This window comes from Eximiradius proteiniborus, from assembly GCF_058546985.1.
In genome coordinates this window covers 2,108,672-2,126,484 of record NZ_CM178592.1, presented here as the reverse complement: position 1 = coordinate 2,126,484, position 17,813 = coordinate 2,108,672, and the positions used below count along the sequence as shown (strand labels likewise).

The following is a 17,813-nucleotide window of genomic DNA, read 5'->3' as shown; positions in this document are numbered from 1 at the left end:
AATACAACTTATCAAACAAATAATTAAACAAAATATTTTAGTATATAAATGTGTTATTATTTAATTTGTAACAAAAAAGAGTTGCTTGTTTTATTATAGAGTGTAAACTTTTATCAAATTAATTTCGTATTATCAAAAAAAGAGGGAAGCAATGAAACTCAAATATATTCTATTTATTGCGTTTCTACTCGCAGCTTGCAACAGCGAAGAAAAACTAATTGATAATTTCAAAGATGCTAATAAAGCATTGTTTATTTATAACACAGAGAATAACCTTTCAATTGCAAAAGTTGATTTGCTGAACGGGAATGTGCTGGAAGAAAATATTCTCTCAAAGCTACCTCAGATAAATAAAAATGATACGATTTCTCTTGCAAGGCATTTTCGGGATAACATATTTTTATTTGCAAAGGGAAGCTTCAAAATATATGTTTTAGATTTTAATACTCTTGATTATAAATATACAATTGATTTTTCGCAAAGTCAGATTATTCCGAACGACATAGCATTTGCTAATGCAACTGATGCATATATTTCGTTCGAGAACACAGACAAGGTTGGACTATTAGATTTAACAAATTTTGTTTTGGCAAAGCAGATAAAAGTGGGTTCCTCTCCGCGTTCAATAGCCGCATCCGGTAATCAGATTTATGTGGCAAACTACTCGGACAATACTGTTTCAATTATAGATAGTCGCACAAATAAGCAGGAATCAGTAATTTCGGTTGCACCCTACCCTGTTTATGTAGGCGTTCGTTCAGACGGCAAAGAGGTAGTCGTTGTTTCGCGAGGACTTGGAAAAGACCTTACAGACGTTGTTCCTACTGCAGCAATAGCAACAATTATTGATGTTACAACAAAGCAGAAAGTTGCCGAAATACCAATAGGAACATCTTCCATCAAAGCTGAAACCGTTCTGCCTGTTTCATCAGTAATAACAAACTCAAATTATTTGTTTGTTACAAACGGTAACAATCTATTTAGAATAAATGTCAAAAGTCGCTCATCAGCTTATAACGTAGGTAAATATTCGTACCGGGAACTTTTCTTTAACAATTTCAGAAGTGAGATGATTGCTCTTGTAGCTGACGAACAAGGTAATTCTAAGAAAATAAACATTTGCGACCGTTCCACCGGAACAACAAAATATAGTGTAAACGTTCAAAATGGACTTAGATGGATATTGCCAATTTATTAGAGCAAAGAAGAAAATCAATTGTAAATCTGCAATCACTGCTCGACTTAAGCACAAAACTCAACGAGCTTAACGATGAGCAAAAGATTCTTAATGCTTCGATTTTGAGTATGATGGGTAAGCTAAAATTTTCCCGAGCTGCCGCATACATCAGAAACGAAGAATGCCTGTATTTATCTGTAGATAAAGGAATAAAACTATTGCCCGAAAAGGTATATTTTAGCGATTTCAAATTTTCTACACTTAGTAATTTTTTTAAGAAATTTCAACTTAGCTATATTTTCCCGGTGTATTACAAAAGCGAGCTACTTGCTGTTTTCCTGCTTTCCAGTCCTCTTGGAAAAACTGAGCTGACAGACGAAGAATTACATTACGGCGAACTAATATCGCAAATTACTGCTAATGCACTTCAAACAACCAAATATGTGCATAATTTGAACAAAGCGAAGCTAAAGGCAGAACGCCATAGCCAGATGCTTTCGACTGTATTCGAAATATCAAGAGATTTCAGCTATTTGCTTTCGCATGAAAAAATCGTAAAAATGCTATCCTATCACTTGATGGGTCAGCTGATGGTAAATCGGTTTGCTTTGCTACGGAGAATTAGCGAAAACAATTACGAGGTGCTGATAAATAGATTTAATAATTCTGATAATGAAACTCGGATAGAAATTAGTGGTGAAAATCAATTTGTAAATGTATTAGAAAAAGCAGAGTTCCCGCACTACATAGCTGAATTGTTTCCAAAGGCAGAGCTACTTGTGCCTATGATAGTGCAAGGTGAAACAAAAGGGTTATTGATTGTAGGTCCTACATATAATTTTGCACCGTATGATGAAACAAAGAAACTGTTTATTACAGCAATTGCTAATACAACAATAACTGCGTTGGAAAATGAACGATTATTTCAGGAAGAACTTGCCAAAAAAGCAATCGAAAGCGAACTTGCTTATGCACTCGAAATTCAAAAGAACCTCTTGCCCAAAGTAGCTCCTAATATTCCTAATTACTCTATTTATGGTCGTAGCATTCCATCGCGTCAAGTGGGTGGCGATTATTTTGATTACATTATGATAGATGACTATCAATTATTGGTTGCAATAGCTGACGTTTCAGGGAAAGGATTGCCAGCAGCACTTCTTATGGCAAATTTTCAGTCTGCCTTACGTATCTTGGCTTCGCTTGAGCTTGAATTAAATGAGTTGGTTGAAAAATTAAATAGTTTGGTCTATTCAAATACATCTCCTGATAAATTTATTACTTTTTTTGTTGGAAAGCTCGACCTTTCATCGAATAAGTTTACTTATATAAATGCCGGGCACAATCCACCTATGCTATATAGTAATAAGACAAAAGAAATTGAATTATTAAGAAAAGGTGGCTTGCTGCTTGGTTGTTTAGATAAAGTGTTCAATTATGAAGTTGGCGAAATTGAGTTCAGCGAAGAAGACACTCTCGTAATGTTCACCGACGGAGTAAGCGAAGCACAAAACAAACACGGCGAAGAATTCACAGAAGCGAAATTAGAAAGCATAGTAAAAGCATACCATAAATATAATGCTGAATTGCTTGTAGAAAAAATAATTTCAGAAGTTGAGGAACATTCTTTTAAATCAAGCTATTATGATGATATTACAATTGTTGGACTTAAAAGAGAAAAATAACAAATATCGAATATTATTTACTTCAACATTATTCCAATCTTTTCTGTGGTATTAATAAATAATCTACGTCAAAAACAAAAAAAGGCGAAAAACCATTCGCCTTCAGAATAAAGAAAAGAGGAAAGCCTTATAATTGGTTATTTTTCGAGCTGTTCAATGCAAGCTTACGCAAATCGGTAGTTGACAACCGGCGACCACCGATAAAGCGGGTTTTATAGAATTGGCTTTCCAGCGAAGAAACGGTAACACCGAATCTCGAGCTTGCGTGAGCGAATAAGTTATCCCCTAAATAAATGCCTACGTGTGAGGCAAATTTTCTTGAATATGTATGGAAAAATACTAAATCACCGAATTCTAAGTTTTTGCGATTAACTTTTTGCCCGACGTTAATTTGTTCGCGAGCAGTTCTCGGAAGAGCGATATTAGCAACTTCAAGGAAAATTCTCTGAGTCCAGCCGGAGCAATCGATAGCATGCTCGGAAGTTCCACCAAAGCGATAAGGAGTGCCGAGCCATTCCATTATTTTGTCCATCAACTCAGTTTTTTTCAAGCCATAGGATGTTTTATCGAACTCGCCGGTAACAAATTGAATCCAGAGAGTTTTAAAATCATCGATATTGACAGTAATATCGTCTTCTTTTTCGAGTTCGGCAATATCTTCGCCGTAGTCGCCGACGATATTAGGATCGTAAAGGTCTTCGCCATCGTTATTAAGCAACCAATCGTTATTTTGTCCGACTTTAGATTCCAAGCCAGCCAATTCACTAACAGATGCAGAATTTGATTTTATTATTTCGATTGCTTGTGCGCGGGTTGCGGAAGGATTGTATTTAGTAACTTTTGTGCGACGAGGTGATTTTTTCTTTTTTGCAGCCGAGACATCTTCGAATGAAGCTAACAATAATATTGGCAAAATCAGAATTATTATTAATTTCCTTAACTTACTATATTCAAACATCCTTTCTCTCCAATTTTGAGACATTTTTACACTCCGATTTGAATTCCAAACCGGGAGTAATTTTTTAATTAATTCTACGTTTCACTTAATAAAAGGAAACTTTAAAATAAAGTGTGAAAAAAATTACACATTCAACACATTGCAATAAACAAAAATCTTAAAAAAACACCAAAGAAAAAAATGATTTATGATAATATTTTAATCAAATATTCATTTTTATGAACGTGTTTAGCCTACACTAATATTCTAAAATTATTGATAATATTGGATTTTTGAAATTTTCTTATTATTTTTGATGAAAATTACTAATATCAGGAAAAAATTATGTTAATTTCGGCTGTTCAATTTGCACCTGAATTTTTTAATAAAGAATTTAACATTGAATATGTAAAAAAATGTTTATCGGAAGTTAAATCTGATATAATAATTTTTCCTGAGTTGAGCTTAAGTGGATATTTTTTTCTTAACCGGGATGAAGCTTCGGCAAATGCTATAGATTTCGAATCAGTTGAATTAGATTTTCTGCGAGAAGATGCGCAAGACAACAATAGAATAATAATCATCGGTTTTGCCGAAAGCAAAGGCAACAAGATATTCAATTCAGCTGGTTTATTTTTTCCGGACAGGACGCTAAATTGTGTGTATAGAAAAACACATTTATTTTATAAGGAAATTTATGCATTCGACCGTGGCGATACAGGCTTTTTTGTTGTTTCGTTTCCTGATAAGAACATTAGAATAGGCACAATGATATGTTACGATTGGCGTTTCCCGGAGGCTGCAAGGTGTCTTGGTCTGGATGGAGCCGATTTAATTGCGTGTCCGTCTAACTTGGTAACTCCATTGTGGAACAAAGTAATGCCAGCAAGAGCAATAGAGAACAAGGTATATCTTGCAGTTGCCAATCGTATTGGCATAGAGAAGCGTAATGATGAAACTCTGCTTTTCAATGGGCGTTCATCAATATATGATTATAATGGGGACACTCTTGCAGAAGCACCAGTGGACAGTGCTAAAATAATAACTGCTGAGATCTATCCGGAACGAACCCGCGATAAATCATTCAATTTGATAAATGATATTAATATGGATAGATTACCAGATATGTATAAGCAAATAATGAAAAAGTAGTAGGTATAGTTATGATAGATAGAGAGAAAATATCATCGAAAAACCCTAAAATTAAATTTTCGTATGCAAAACAGATTGTAAGGGATAGTGCAAAAAATCCAGAAGATTTTTTGGAGGATTTTGATTATATAATTGAACTCACAAAAGAAAAGAACAACATAATAAAATGGACCGGAATTGATTTGCTCGGTAATTTAGCAACTGTATTGACTGATGAAAATGTTGCAAAGATACTGCCAATGTTAAAAGATTTTCTGCTGAGCGGAAAATTAATTCCTTCAAATCACGCACTGGCGGCTCTTGGGCAAATATTGCTTCAAAAGCCTCATTTTGCCGACGAGATTATTCCAATGTTTCTTGCACTGAGAAATATTAAGTTCGATACAGAGGACTGCCGCGATATTTCGCGTGGAAAATTGCTCGAATTCCTGAAAGAAAACTATAGATTTATTATTGGAAACAAAGAAGCAAAAGAATTTGTCGAGGAATGCACAACAAGTACGCGCGAAAATGTAGCAAAACTTGCAAAGCAAGTATTGAAAAAAATTAAGGCAACAGCCTAATAATTCGATAATATATTTCATTAATATACAAAACAGGATATAATAAACATATGTTATTATATCCTGTTTTATTGATAGCAGAAAAAACAGGTTGGATTATCTGTTAGTTCCGAATTTATCGTAATTATTGGTTACAACTACCGAGAAATTATTTGGGTGGCGAGAATATTTTCCGTCGATATCTATTGCAACATTGATACGATTTGCATCCTGGAAATGCTCATTAACAAAACTCTTCAGAACGGAATAACGCTGGTTGAGCAATTTGGTATAGTCAGGAATTTTGGCTGTTTCGGTTTGAGCAGGCTGTTGCTTTTTCACAGGTTTTTTAGACGATTTTGTTTTGTCTGGAGTATTACCGACAGCAATAACTTTTTGTTCGGAAGGTTTATTCATATCCGAGGCACTGACATAAAAAGTAAATTCCACAGCACGGTTATATTTTAGCACATCTTTTATTTCACCAGCGATTTGCGAGAAATCGGCATTCAATTCTGCCCTATTGTTTTTAAATAAAGGAGACTGCAAATAAATATCCGTAGGAAGCAATCGCTTTACAGTGAAATTTTGCTGAATTTCTTTATACTTTTCGCTTGGTTGCACTTGCATATCGTAAGTTTTGCGAGCGACATTCCAGCTATGTAGGATAACTTTGTAATTGTCTGATGGCAACACTTGTTCCCAATTGCCTGTAATGGAATTTGATTTAGTGCGAATTTTTTTTCCATTAGAGGCGCGAAATTCAAGCTCGGTTTCGACAGGTTCGCCGGTGAGTTCGCAGGTAACGCGACCTTTTACGATTACGTTGCCACCTATGCTATAAATTTGTTTATCTGATTGAGAAAATAATAATGAAGAAGATAACAACAGGAAAAAAACTACTAACTTTTTCATTTACTTGTATATTATTTAATACATTTTATTAAAAACGAAACATAAAAAATAATATTATAAAAAATGCTGCCATCATAGGGGCAGCATTCTTTTTATATTTATAGTCAAAATATATTAGAATAAGCTAACGAATGAGAATCTCAAATCAACGCCGATTTGAAGTGCGTTTACTCGCCAATCGAAATCACTATTTAAGTTTGTTACCCCAAAATTATAGAAAACTGCCGGCACAATATACATACCACCTTTCATAAGCACTTCATATTGCACACCAAACTTTAATCCTAAACGAAAAGCACTTGAATTTGGAATATCACCATCGAGAATAACTATTGTTCTATCGTTGTTAGTATATTTGTAGCCTTTTGCATCGGCATTTGGATCGCGACTGAACTGAGCATTCAATGGACGGACTAAATTCATTGTTTGGTTCTGAGTTTTAACAAGAGCAAAATCAAATGTTGGACCAACTGTAAGCCCTAAGCCGTTTCCTTGAATAGGATTGAATTTATACATTACTTCGAAAGTAACTAAATCATATTTCACTTCATTTTTGTGAACAATAGAAGTGTATTCTATAGATTCAACAGTATCTCTACCGCTAATTGAAATCACACGGGTAGGAAGATCAAGATCATTTTGCTCCATCGATGCAGGCAAATTATTGTATAATAAACGAGCAATAATAGAAGAATTAGAAGTTTCTGCTTCACCTAAAAGATACTCAAAGGAAAGCCCTCCAAAAAATCCGTTGCTCGAACCATCAACGAAAGTAGGGCAAAGCGGGTCCTGAGCAAATGTTTTCAATTCAACTGTGTGCATAGACTTATTGTATCCCAGAACGGGACCAACGTAGAAATTAGGCTTTTTCTCGACAGGCATAAGTGGGTCTGCTAAATCCATTTGAGCATTCAACTTTAAAAAGGATAACGCAACTATCCCGAGACATAGTAAAATGAACCTTTTGTTCATAATTAACCTACTATTTAGTTTTTATAAAAATAATATTTTCCTTCATTTGTTTTGATAAAAGTATCAAATTATAAACACCATTTGTAAAATGAGAGGTGTTGTATTTCAAAATATATTTACCTTTATCAAATTTTCTGCTTTCATCTAAAACCATCGTTTTCCCTTGCATATCAGTTATATAAAGCGTAACTTCATCATTATCAACTAAATATAATTCCACTACCAATTCATCTATAATTGGGTTTGGAGTTACACTTAAATATGGCAAATTAGTAATTAATTTTATTGGACGCAAGGGAAAATTACATACGTTGATAATTTTCAACGGAATTAAGTCAATCAGCGGGTCGAAGCAATTATCAGCATTAAGAGATAATTTTATTGTAGTTGAATCATCCTTGTGAAGTAATCCTAAAAATTCTAATGTAAAATAAAAATCGAGCGGTTCGGGAATAATCAGTGAATCAACAGATAGTACAAGATTTATTCTATCATTGATTTTATTAATTTGCGAAATTAAATGCAAATCAGTATTGGCACCTTTCAGAACCAATTCAGTATTATTGCTCAGCAAATCGAGCAGGAAGCGATTGACAAATAATGAAATATTTGGTGCTATTTTAGCATCTATACCCTTTGGAAAACGTCCGTGAATGTGTAATTTAACTGTATCGCCCGGAACTACCTGCAAATTATTTGCTTCTACAAGTTCTATTTGATATACAATTGGGGAAATTTCAACTTCGAGAATTTGACTAAGAGAATCGTTGAAAAGCATTTCAAATTCGACTTTTCCGTTTTGGTTTCTTTCGGCATAAGACACAATTGGTATTGCAAGCAAACTATCAGGCAATATTGTAAATGGCAACAAGGATGAAACATCTGTTGCAAAATTCACGAACAAGTCATTATTATTTTTGTTTATTGTAATAGATTGAACATTAATATTTACGTTGCCAAGATTTCTTATTACTAAGTTCCCTGAGTAAAACCTGCAGGCTTCGAGATTATTGAAATCAATTGACATTGAATAATCGAGCGTATCAATTGGCAAAGCATATCCAGAGATTGTAACCGTATCGCGTTTAATGCCATAATTCGGCAGGGCGTCGCTGATAATTTCAAGAAAGAGAATATGCTCGCCAGCTCGTCTTGGCTTGAATTTTGTCTGAAAATAAACTTTTTCGTTAGGTTGAATTTTTTGGTTACTATATGGATAATTTTCAATCTCGAAGGAATTTATATCTCCGCCGATAATGTTCACATCAAATACTGTCAAATCTTCATTGCCGGAGGTTTCGAAAATCAAAAGAGCACTATCTAAATCGTGAGAAACGAAAGTAGTATCAAAGCGGTTATCGAAAGAGCTGATTTCGGGCAAAGTGCCAACTCCTGTGATTTCAATATTAATCGGTGGGTGAAGTTCCCAGTCGCACTGAAATTGCGCAGCAGTATTGTAATTAATTGTTTCAGTTGGTTCGAACGAAAAATCAAGGAGTTTTTCCTGATTTATTCCCAATGGAATACCATCAAGATTACGAATCAAATCAAAATTGCCATCATCTAAATTTCCGTCGAGAGTTTGCATAGAAATTGTAGTCGCATCGTTACCGGAATTTTTCAGCATAGCGGAAATAGAATTTTTCGTTCCAACTCTTTTTCTGCCAAAATCAACTATTACATTATTAATATCCGGAGCAATTCCTTCGCCTTTGATTTGAGCAGTTGCACTCAAACCAAAACTATTTGTAGCAGTAATTTCAAAATCATAGAAATATCTTTGCGATGGAGAAAAGACCACCCAATATTGACGTTCTTCGCCGGGCAAAAGCGAAATCGGATATTGAATGCTTTCGAGTTGGAAATCAGTGAAACCATTAAAACCGCTGATGTTTTCAATTAATATATTTGTATTGCCGGTATTAACGAGCTTAATAAATCCCAATGCCTCGTTTCCTAAGCGGATTTTTCCAAAATCGTAACCGGTGAGTTCAAACTGAGGAGCAAATACGCGACCGTTTAATTTTACAATTTTAGTATAATCACAATCGAAATTAAGCCTTAAGTCGGCAGAAAGAGAAGTTGAATCACCATTTGGAGCAAAGCAAACCTGCACATTTATTTTTTCTTTTGGGGAAAGCTGATAAGGAAGAGTCTTGCCGGTGTTGAAAGAAATTCTGCCATCGCCAACAATATCAATTGATTGCAGTTCAATAATTTTATTACTATTGTTGGTTATTTCGAAGCTTCGGCAATCTTTGCTATTTAGTGCAGTATTCGGAAAACTAAGCGATTCGACATTGTCAATTTTTGTGCCGATATAATTAAAGGAATATCTTGTGCGGTTGCTTGCTTTATCGAAAACGTCGATAGTGAAACGTCCATCGCGATAAAGATCTATTGGAGAAGCTGTAAAATTGGCGAAAAAAGCAGTATCAGAAATCTCAGAAATGTTCCAGGAATAGTTATTTGTAAGTTCCGGAACAACATAAGCGTAGTCCAGACCTAAATCGGCAGCATTGTGCAAGTCAGTAACGAAACCTTGAATGACACCGCAAATATCGGAAACCTGAATTGTTGGCGGAATAGTATCCGGGTTAGTGGGATCGATTAGCGAATTGCCAAGCGACATTGCGTATGAATCGTGAAAACCATAAGCATATAAAATGCCGGAAAATTTTCCGGAAGTAGAAGATAATTTGTGGCGTCCTTCTTTGAGCCTTATCGAAGTCCAGGAATAGTTTGTATTTGGAATGGTTTCGACAGATACATCCCACATATCGGTTATTTTTTGCCCGTCGAGTGCCAAAGTAGCAAGAGCAGAATTTTCGAAAACAACTGCAACACGATGCTCTTTGAATTGATCTTCAACCCGGTAATTACGAGGTGTAAGGAAAAGAATCTCGTTTACAAACTGTTCAGTTGGTGGGAGCACAACCATTGATGGATCATATTCTTTTGAATCACCAAATTCACCGGTATGTTGCATATACTGAACAATTTGAATAGGTTTGTTTGAAGACCAAATTACAGGAGTATTTAGATTTCTAACTTCGTAATAGCCGCCAGCACTATTGATTGGCAGATAGCTAATACTACCATCTAACTTTTTCATTTCAACAATTGTTTCTGCTTCGAGAGCAACAACACGAAACAAATCACCTTTTGAATTAACACCAAAAGGTGTAGAAATATAGTTTTTCCCCCAAGAATACGTTGGAGGAAGCATTTCCACGAGGTGATCTTTGGAATCAAATGGATAAGGGGCATTTTGTGGAATAGCTGTTCTTACGTGCCCGGATAGTAATCCAAATGGTTTGTTGCCGGTAACAATTGTTCCGGTTAGATCGCCGAATCCTTTTGGAAATGGATAAGACTGAACTAAATAGACATCGCCTTGATTAAGAATCACCTGATAATTTTGATTAGCTAATTTACCGGCACGGGTATTTGCTTTCGGAGTAAAATTAATAACAGTTCCATCATATGCAGCAATTATTAAAAATTGGCTGGAACGTGGAACAAACTTTGTTAGAGAATCTAAATTTTCTCGTTCGGCTGCAATATATTGATCGTTTGGATAACTTGCTACGATGTATTTTTTCCCCCAACGAGAGACCGGAATAGCCGAGTAGCTATCGCTTGTTGTGAGCTTACTCGAAAAACAATATACAGTAATAGGAATATCAGATTTAATTTGAATGGCTAAGTTTTCAGGAACTTCGGAATTTCTTGCTTCTAAGGTAACGGGCACTTCAATTTCTTTGATTTCATTTGCTCTCAAAGAACCTGTAAAAGTTTCGCCCGGCATTATCACCTGATAGTTGGCAGGATAGAGTGATGTAAGAAAAACACGTAAAACAAGCGGATCTTTGTTGAGATGAATTTCGTTTTGCATGAAAGACACATAAAAATTTCTTCCTGAATAGGAAGAATACGTATTCGTATATGCATTTTGCCCACAAAACAAGAGCAAAACTGCAATTGTAAGAAAAAATGTGTATTTCATCGCAAAAATAAAAATTAATTATCTTTAATTTAACTTATTTTTAATTAATTTCAAAATTAACATTAACATAATTAGATAGATTATTAATACAATAAACAAATAATTGTTTATTTTGTAACACTTTTATTATTATAAAAGTTATTTTCTGATAGAAGTATGTTATATATTTAACATTTTTGTAAATTTGTAGTTTAAATATTTATGAAAGCATTATGAAAAAAATCATATCTGTTGTCGGGGCAAGACCAAATTTTATGAAAATTGCCCCCATCGCACGAGAAACTGAAAAATATTCCGATAAAATCGAGCATCTCATTGTGCACACCGGACAGCATTACGATTTTGAGATGTCTGAGGCGTTTTTTCAGGATTTGGAGATGCCAAAGCCTGATTTCTTCCTTGGGGTTGGTTCCGGAACGCACGCCGAACAAACAGCAAAAGTAATGATTGAGTTCGAAAAGGTATGCAAGCAGGTGCAACCTGATTTAGTTTTGGTTGCAGGTGATGTAAACTCCACGATGGCTGCCGCAATTACAGCAAAGAAGCTTAATATTTCTCTTGGACATATTGAATCCGGATTGCGTTCGGGCGACCGCACAATGCCGGAAGAAATCAACAGAATAGTTACTGATGCAATTTCTGATTTGCTCTTTGTTACAGAAAAATCAGGCTACGAAAATTTATTGAACGAAGGTGTGCCAAGCGATAAAATTCACTTTGTAGGCAATACAATGATTGATTCAGTGATTTTCGCAAAAGAGAGACTACACAAATCGACAATATTAGAAAAACTGAACCTCGCAAAAGACGATTACGTTCTTGTTACTATGCACAGACCTACAAATGTTGATGAACCCGAAATGCTGAAAATGTTTTTCGATATTTTTGATTACATCACAAGCAAAAAGAAAATCGTTTTTCCTGTTCATCCAAGAACACGAAAGAAAATTGAAGAATTTGGATTATCTAACGTAGTAAATAACAACAAAAGGCTACATCTGATTGAACCTCTCGGATATTTAGACTTCCTGAAAATTATGGAAGGCGCCTCGCTGGTAATTACAGATTCAGGAGGAATTCAGGAAGAGACAACTTTTCTGGGAATCCCCTGCATTACTACAAGAACGACAACCGAACGACCAATAACTGTTGAAATTGGCACAAATGTGCTCGTTGCACCAGAAAAGGAAAACATACTGAAAGCAATATACGAAGCATTTGATCAAAGCAGTAAAAGTTATGAAGTTCCGAAACTTTGGGACGGAAAAACTGCCTCGAGAATAGTAGAGATTATTTATAATTATCTGAGATAAATAATGAAAAGAATTGCAATAGCAGTGTTTATCTTGTTTGTTGCAAGTATAAATCTATACTCACAACTTAAAGGATTGCCATCCTCATCAACGCTTGACAAAGAAGATATATTCAAGCTGCAAACTTCAACAGACAAGGCATTGACATCTGCAATAGAACAGGATAGGATGCCTGTTGGCAACGTTGTTGAGCCAAAGTATTACTATTTAGGACCAGGCGATATTATTTCATTGCAGGCAAATCCAATTGTTCCCTATGAAGTGCCACTTATGGTGTCGCCCGATCTGACTCTTGTATTGCCTCGTGGTGGAGAAATATCTGTTCGGGATATGACACTTGCACAGTTGAAAGATACTTTATCAATTATTTTCAGACAAAGGAACGAAAGAGTAGAAGTAAATCTTTCGTTGAGGAAGGCAAGAACTGTAATCGTTACAATAAGTGGAAATGTTTTATTTCCCGGCACTTATGCTCTGCCTTCGTCATATAGAGTATCGACAGCAATAAAATTTGCAAATCAAATTTCCACAGAAAAATCACTTGCTGACGAAGAAAGAATGTCAATACAAAAACTGCAATCAAGGACAAGAGAACGAACAAAAAGCTATTCTGAATCAGGAATAGCATCGGAAAATCTATATTCAATGCGTAATATTACTTTGTTGCGCAAATTTAAAACTTCGCAAAATGTTGATATTGAGCGAGCAATTGCAACAGGAGACCTCAGATACGACCCGTTCATTGCAGAAGGCGATGAAATATTTGTTCCATTTGAACCATATCAATACCCAAAAGTATCTTTGAGCGGTGCAGTTCACAGACCTGTTGTGTTGCCCTACAAAAATGAAGACAAATTATCTTATGTGTTGAAATTCTGCTATGGGCTTAAAGAAAATGCAGATTTGAACAATATTACACTATATCAGCAGGGACAAGCACCAAGAAAAATAAAAGTTGATAGAAATTTGAACTTGTTGCAAGAAGATATTGAGCTTGAAGCCGGAGCAAGCATTGTTGTCGGAATGTTAGAACAGAAAAAATATGAAAACACGGCAACTGTTTCGGTTCGTGGGGAAGTTCAAAATCCCGGTATCTATCCCGTCAATTTTGGACAAACACGCCTTAAAGACGTGATAGCCCAAGCAGGAGGTTTTACAAACAAAGCATATCTGCCGCTTGCATATATTACCCGACGTCAGGAAATGATTGATGCATATGTAGATTATCGGGGGGACTATTATTCATCATTCCAGTACAGCGATTTGACGATGGAGGATACAACACGCTTCTATATTGATATGATGCTTAAAAAGCAAATAGTTTCTTGTGATTTTGTCAAGGCATTTAAAGAAAATTCAGAAATAGATAACGTTCTGCTTTACGACGGTGATGTGATAACAGTGCCGGACAACCCCGGATATGTATATGTCTATGGTCAGGTTAATCATCCGGGATATGTAGAGTTTCACGAAGGCAAAACAATGCAATGGTATATAGAGAAAGCCGGAGGTTATGCACAAGGAGCTGCGAAAAAGCGTGCCCGTATTATCCGTGGCAAATCCCGCGTATGGACAGAAGGTGATGAAAATACATTTGTGTTCGCAGGTGATGAAATTTATGTACCGCGTCCACCAGATGTTCCACTTGCAATAGAATGGCAGAAATACGGAACAATTGCTTCGCTTGTGAGCGTAACAGTTGCAGTAATCGGAACTTTATTTAACATTTACTGGGTTTCGAAGAACAAATAATGATAAAAAGGACAATAATAGCGGCAATCTGCCTTTTGATTGCAAGCATTGTATATGCACAAGTAGAAAATGTTCAGGTTGCCCACCCTGTATATATTTTTCTGCAAAGAGCGGAAGCTATTGGTTTGCTTGAACACCGTTCGCTATCGTCGCTGCCGCTTCAAAAAATGGAAATTCAGGAAATTCTGCGTGAAATTAATAATAAGCGAGAATATCTTACAAACTCTGACGTAAAATTACTTGAAAAATATTTAATCGAATTCGAAATTGTAAGCAGAGAAAACACCGTTCTTTTCAGTAGCCCAAGCGATAGTTCTTTTGTGCTTTCAAAAGATTTGTTTTCGGACAAAGAAAAGTTTTTCTATTATTATTCTTATGACTCTACAAAAATTGCAGTTTCGCCACTTGGTATGCTCGATAATATGCTCTCGCTAAGAAATGGCGAAAAAAGCATTATAGGAACTTTGGGTGTTCGTTTCAAAGGTAGTATTGACAACCGAATGGGATTTTATCTGCAAGCGACTAACGGACGTTTGTTCTCGGGTTCACGCGGGCTTGCGGCAAATGATAAATACTATGCAAAAAGTATAAAATTTACAAAATTGAATGATGATATCGACTTTTCCGAATCTCACGTGAATTATCGTAATCGTTGGTTCTTTGCATCAATTGCACGCGAAACAAAGCTTGAAGGCGCTGGGCTTCAGCAAAGAACTTTTATTGCAGACCTCGCACCAGCATTTGACGCACTCACTCTTGCAGCAAAATTCAGCAATTTTGAATATTCATTTATTCACGGTTCGCTTATTGGTGAGCCAACTCAAAGCTCGATTGGTGCCTTTGCAGAAATACCGCCCAAGTATATGGCTTACCATAAAATTGCGGTAAGACCAAGCTGGGGAGAAGTTGCCTTTGTCGAGCAAGTAATATATTCCAATAGAAATACAGATTTAGCATATCTAAACCCGATTGGCTTTTTGAAATCGATTGAACACGCTTTGCACGATAGAGATAATTCGTTGATGGGATTGTTTTTTACTGTCCGCCCGATTAGCAGATTGCAAGTAAAAGGAAGTTATTTGCTCGACGACATAATTTTCGAAAAAGTCGGAACAGGCTACTGGAGCAACAAAATGGCTTATAATTTCTCAGTGGAATATGCTTCGGCAAATAATCTGGATATTGGATTTGAGTATGCACGGGTCGAGCCATATACTTTTTCGCATTTTAACAGACAAAACACTGTTTCGCACGATGGAAAACTAATTGGTTCTATACTCTTGCCTAATTCAGACAGATATTTGCTATCGGTAAAATATTGGTGGGGACAGCGTTATCCTATTGAACTTGGAATAAGTTATACACGGCACGGAGCAAATATTTTCGAAGGCGATAGTTTGATATACAATGCTGGTGGCGACCCTTTCCAAACGCGCAGGTGGTTCGACCCGATGGAGGTAGGCTTTTTGACCGGCAAAGTGGAGCGGAATTTTTCTGCTTCTATTTCGATGGGATATGAGATTTTTCGTAATTTCTATGTATTGGGATATTTCAGGCATTCAAATATAAATGGGAATGTGCGTCCGTACGCACGTTTGATATTAAAATTTGGTGATTTTTAATTAATAAAGGTTAGTTATGAAAAAAATCGTTGAATGTGTGCCCAATTTTTCAGAAGGCAGAAACGAAGAGATAATCAATGCAATAGCAGACGCCATCAGACAAACAGAGGGTTGCACACTGCTTGATGTTGACCCGGGCAAATCAACCAACAGAACAGTTTATACATTTGTTGGCTCGCCCGAACATATTGTAGATGGTGCAATTAATGCAGCAAAAGTGGCTCGAAAACTTATTGATATGCGACACCACAAAGGTGAACATCCACGAATGGGAGCATTAGACGTTTGTCCATTCATTCCTGTTGCAAATGTTACTATGGAAGAGTGCGTAGAGCTTGCAAAAGAGTTTGGCCGGCGCGCTGCCGAAGAAATTGGCATTCCGGTGTATTTGTATGAATATGCACAAGAGAAAGAATATCGCAAGCGTCTTCCGGATATTCGTCAGGGTGAATATGAAGGATTACGTGAAAAAATACACAAGCCCGAGTGGAAGCCCGATTTTGGTCCTGCCGAGTTTATCCCGGAATGGGGAGCAACTGTTGCAGGAGCAAGATTTTTCCTGATTGCATATAATATCAACATACTTGGAACAAACAACCAGGCGCACCGGATTGCGTTGGATTTGCGTGAGGCGGGACGTGGCGATGGTCAGCCGGGATTGCTCAAAGAAGTGAAAGCAATTGGCTGGTGGGTCAATGAATACAATATGGCTCAAATTTCAATGAATTTGACAAATTTCAAAGTAACACCGCCACACATTGCATTCGAGGAAGCAAAACGCATCGCAAAGGAAATCAACGTCGGTGTTGCAGGTTCTGAAATAGTGGGATTAATTCCGCTTGAAGCGATGCTCGTGGCAGCAGATTACTATATTGAAAAGGAAAATTTATTCATACTGGACGAAGACCAAAAAATAAAGCTTGTGATAGATAGGCTTGGACTAAATTCAGTTTCGCAGTTCGACCCGAAGAAAAGAATTATCGAATATATAATAAAAGAAGAACCAGTCGAACCACTTGCAGGAATGACGGTACGCGGTTTTATCGAGGAAGTAGCGGCGCGTTCGTCTGCACCAGGTGGCGGGAGTGCGTCCGCTGCGATTGCGGCAATTGGTTCCGGACTTGGGGCAATGGTTGCGAAGCTTACTTATGGAGTTCGCAAGTTTGAGCATCTGGAAAAGGATTTGCGTCGAATAATACCACCGTTGCATAATGCAGTGCAGGCGCTAATCCCAATGATAGATGCCGATACAAATGCTTTCAATGATTATATGGAAGCGTTGAGATTGCCAAAGGATACTGAGGAAGAGAAACAAATCCGCGAACAAAAGATGCAAGATGGCTTGAAGAAGGCGATTGAAGTGCCACTTGGGACTATGCGACTTGGCGATGCTGCCTGGGATGCAATGGTTGAAGTCGCAAAAATTGGCAATATTGCGTCAAAATCAGATGTTGAGGTAGGTGCTCGCGCCCTTGAAGTTGGCATTTGGGGTGCATATCGAAATGTGTTGATTAATTTGCCTGGAATAAAGGACGAAGAATTCAAAAAGAGGATACTTGCAGAAGCGGAAGCAATGGTAGAGCGATCAAAAACAAAATGCGCTGAAATACTAAAAATATTAGAAGAAAGAGACAAGAAATAGTGTTAAGATAAAGTGTTTTTTCTGAAAGTGCCCGGTTTGATAACCTTCGGAAGGTTTTCGGACCTTCCGAAGGTTCAAAATAGGCATAATTGTGTTAG

Annotated in this window: 12 protein-coding genes; 8 read left to right on the top strand and 4 right to left on the bottom strand. The window is 36.5% G+C overall.

From position 1 onward, the window contains the following. The first annotated feature begins 151 nt into the window (after positions 1 to 151). Positions 152 to 1,198 carry a YncE family protein gene (locus ACY2LT_RS08840; RefSeq protein WP_491815218.1) on the top strand — a complete coding sequence of 349 codons (1,047 nt, stop codon included), beginning with the start codon at positions 152 to 154 and terminating at the stop codon, positions 1,196 to 1,198. Beyond that, positions 1,177 to 2,859, top strand: coding sequence for a GAF domain-containing SpoIIE family protein phosphatase (locus ACY2LT_RS08835; RefSeq protein WP_491815217.1), 1,683 nt, complete (start codon positions 1,177 to 1,179; stop codon positions 2,857 to 2,859). Before ACY2LT_RS08840 ends, ACY2LT_RS08835 begins: the two co-directional genes overlap by 22 nt. Before the next feature lie 127 nt (positions 2,860 to 2,986). On the opposite strand, the gene ACY2LT_RS08830 is transcribed toward ACY2LT_RS08835, so the two are convergent. Further along, entirely contained in the window at positions 2,987 to 3,817 is an 831-nt protein-coding gene (locus ACY2LT_RS08830) for a C40 family peptidase (RefSeq protein ID WP_491815216.1), read from the bottom strand. A 324-nt stretch (positions 3,818 to 4,141) separates the two neighbouring features. On the opposite strand from ACY2LT_RS08830, the gene ACY2LT_RS08825 reads away from it, so the two are divergent. Together ACY2LT_RS08825 and ACY2LT_RS08820 are read left to right on the top strand one after the other, a co-directional pair. Further along, positions 4,142 to 4,948 (top strand): nitrilase-related carbon-nitrogen hydrolase, encoded by an 807-nt coding sequence (locus ACY2LT_RS08825; protein ID WP_491815215.1) that lies wholly within the window; start codon positions 4,142 to 4,144, stop codon positions 4,946 to 4,948. Positions 4,949 to 4,959: 11 nt separating this feature from the next. Continuing rightward, positions 4,960 to 5,511, top strand: coding sequence for a hypothetical protein (locus ACY2LT_RS08820; protein WP_491815213.1), 552 nt, complete (start codon positions 4,960 to 4,962; stop codon positions 5,509 to 5,511). A 96-nt stretch (positions 5,512 to 5,607) separates the two neighbouring features. Here ACY2LT_RS08820 and ACY2LT_RS08815 read toward each other — a convergent pair whose 3' ends face one another. The 3 genes from ACY2LT_RS08815 to ACY2LT_RS08805 all read right to left on the bottom strand — a co-directional run bounded on the left by ACY2LT_RS08815 (position 5,608) and on the right by ACY2LT_RS08805 (position 11,275). Then, positions 5,608 to 6,405, bottom strand: a complete 798-nt coding sequence (locus ACY2LT_RS08815; protein WP_491815211.1) for a hypothetical protein — start codon at positions 6,403 to 6,405, stop codon at positions 5,608 to 5,610. Positions 6,406 to 6,519: 114 nt separating this feature from the next. Further along, positions 6,520 to 7,377, bottom strand: a complete 858-nt coding sequence (locus ACY2LT_RS08810; RefSeq protein WP_491815209.1) for a hypothetical protein — start codon at positions 7,375 to 7,377, stop codon at positions 6,520 to 6,522. Between the two features lie 10 nt (positions 7,378 to 7,387). After that, positions 7,388 to 11,275: a T9SS type A sorting domain-containing protein gene (locus ACY2LT_RS08805; RefSeq protein ID WP_491815208.1), complete on the bottom strand. Its 3,888-nt coding sequence runs from the start codon at positions 11,273 to 11,275 to the stop codon at positions 7,388 to 7,390. A gap of 323 nt (positions 11,276 to 11,598) precedes the next feature. On the opposite strand from ACY2LT_RS08805, the gene wecB reads away from it, so the two are divergent. Genes wecB through ftcD form a run of 4 tightly spaced genes read left to right on the top strand, consistent with a single transcriptional unit; the run spans position 11,599 to position 17,715 of the window. Further along, complete coding sequence (gene wecB, locus ACY2LT_RS08800; RefSeq protein ID WP_491815206.1) at positions 11,599 to 12,699, top strand: non-hydrolyzing UDP-N-acetylglucosamine 2-epimerase; 1,101 nt, start codon at positions 11,599 to 11,601, stop codon at positions 12,697 to 12,699. A gap of 3 nt (positions 12,700 to 12,702) precedes the next feature. Continuing rightward, positions 12,703 to 14,451 (top strand): polysaccharide biosynthesis/export family protein, encoded by a 1,749-nt coding sequence (locus ACY2LT_RS08795; protein ID WP_491815205.1) that lies wholly within the window; start codon positions 12,703 to 12,705, stop codon positions 14,449 to 14,451. Continuing rightward, positions 14,451 to 16,073, top strand: coding sequence for a hypothetical protein (locus tag ACY2LT_RS08790; protein WP_491815203.1), 1,623 nt, complete (start codon positions 14,451 to 14,453; stop codon positions 16,071 to 16,073). Before ACY2LT_RS08795 ends, ACY2LT_RS08790 begins: the two co-directional genes overlap by 1 nt. Before the next feature lie 16 nt (positions 16,074 to 16,089). After that, entirely contained in the window at positions 16,090 to 17,715 is a 1,626-nt protein-coding gene (ftcD, locus tag ACY2LT_RS08785) for a glutamate formimidoyltransferase (protein WP_491815201.1), read from the top strand. Positions 17,716 to 17,813 lie beyond the last annotated feature (98 nt).

Excerpts from the sequence above, each read along its gene's own strand:
- ACY2LT_RS08840 (WP_491815218.1), top strand. The coding sequence starts at position 152 with ATGAAACTCAAATATATTCTATTTATTGCGTTTCTACTCGCAGCTTGC.
- ACY2LT_RS08835 (WP_491815217.1), top strand. The coding sequence starts at position 1,177 with ATGGATATTGCCAATTTATTAGAGCAAAGAAGAAAATCAATTGTAAAT.
- ACY2LT_RS08830 (WP_491815216.1), bottom strand. The coding sequence starts at position 3,817 with ATGTTTGAATATAGTAAGTTAAGGAAATTAATAATAATTCTGATTTTG.
- ACY2LT_RS08825 (WP_491815215.1), top strand. The coding sequence starts at position 4,142 with ATGTTAATTTCGGCTGTTCAATTTGCACCTGAATTTTTTAATAAAGAA.
- ACY2LT_RS08820 (WP_491815213.1), top strand. The coding sequence starts at position 4,960 with ATGATAGATAGAGAGAAAATATCATCGAAAAACCCTAAAATTAAATTT.
- ACY2LT_RS08815 (WP_491815211.1), bottom strand. The coding sequence starts at position 6,405 with ATGAAAAAGTTAGTAGTTTTTTTCCTGTTGTTATCTTCTTCATTATTA.
- ACY2LT_RS08810 (WP_491815209.1), bottom strand. The coding sequence starts at position 7,377 with ATGAACAAAAGGTTCATTTTACTATGTCTCGGGATAGTTGCGTTATCC.
- ACY2LT_RS08805 (WP_491815208.1), bottom strand. The coding sequence starts at position 11,275 with ATGCAAAACGAAATTCATCTCAACAAAGATCCGCTTGTTTTACGTGTT.
- wecB (WP_491815206.1), top strand. The coding sequence starts at position 11,599 with ATGAAAAAAATCATATCTGTTGTCGGGGCAAGACCAAATTTTATGAAA.
- ACY2LT_RS08795 (WP_491815205.1), top strand. The coding sequence starts at position 12,703 with ATGAAAAGAATTGCAATAGCAGTGTTTATCTTGTTTGTTGCAAGTATA.
- ACY2LT_RS08790 (WP_491815203.1), top strand. The coding sequence starts at position 14,451 with ATGATAAAAAGGACAATAATAGCGGCAATCTGCCTTTTGATTGCAAGC.
- ftcD (WP_491815201.1), top strand. The coding sequence starts at position 16,090 with ATGAAAAAAATCGTTGAATGTGTGCCCAATTTTTCAGAAGGCAGAAAC.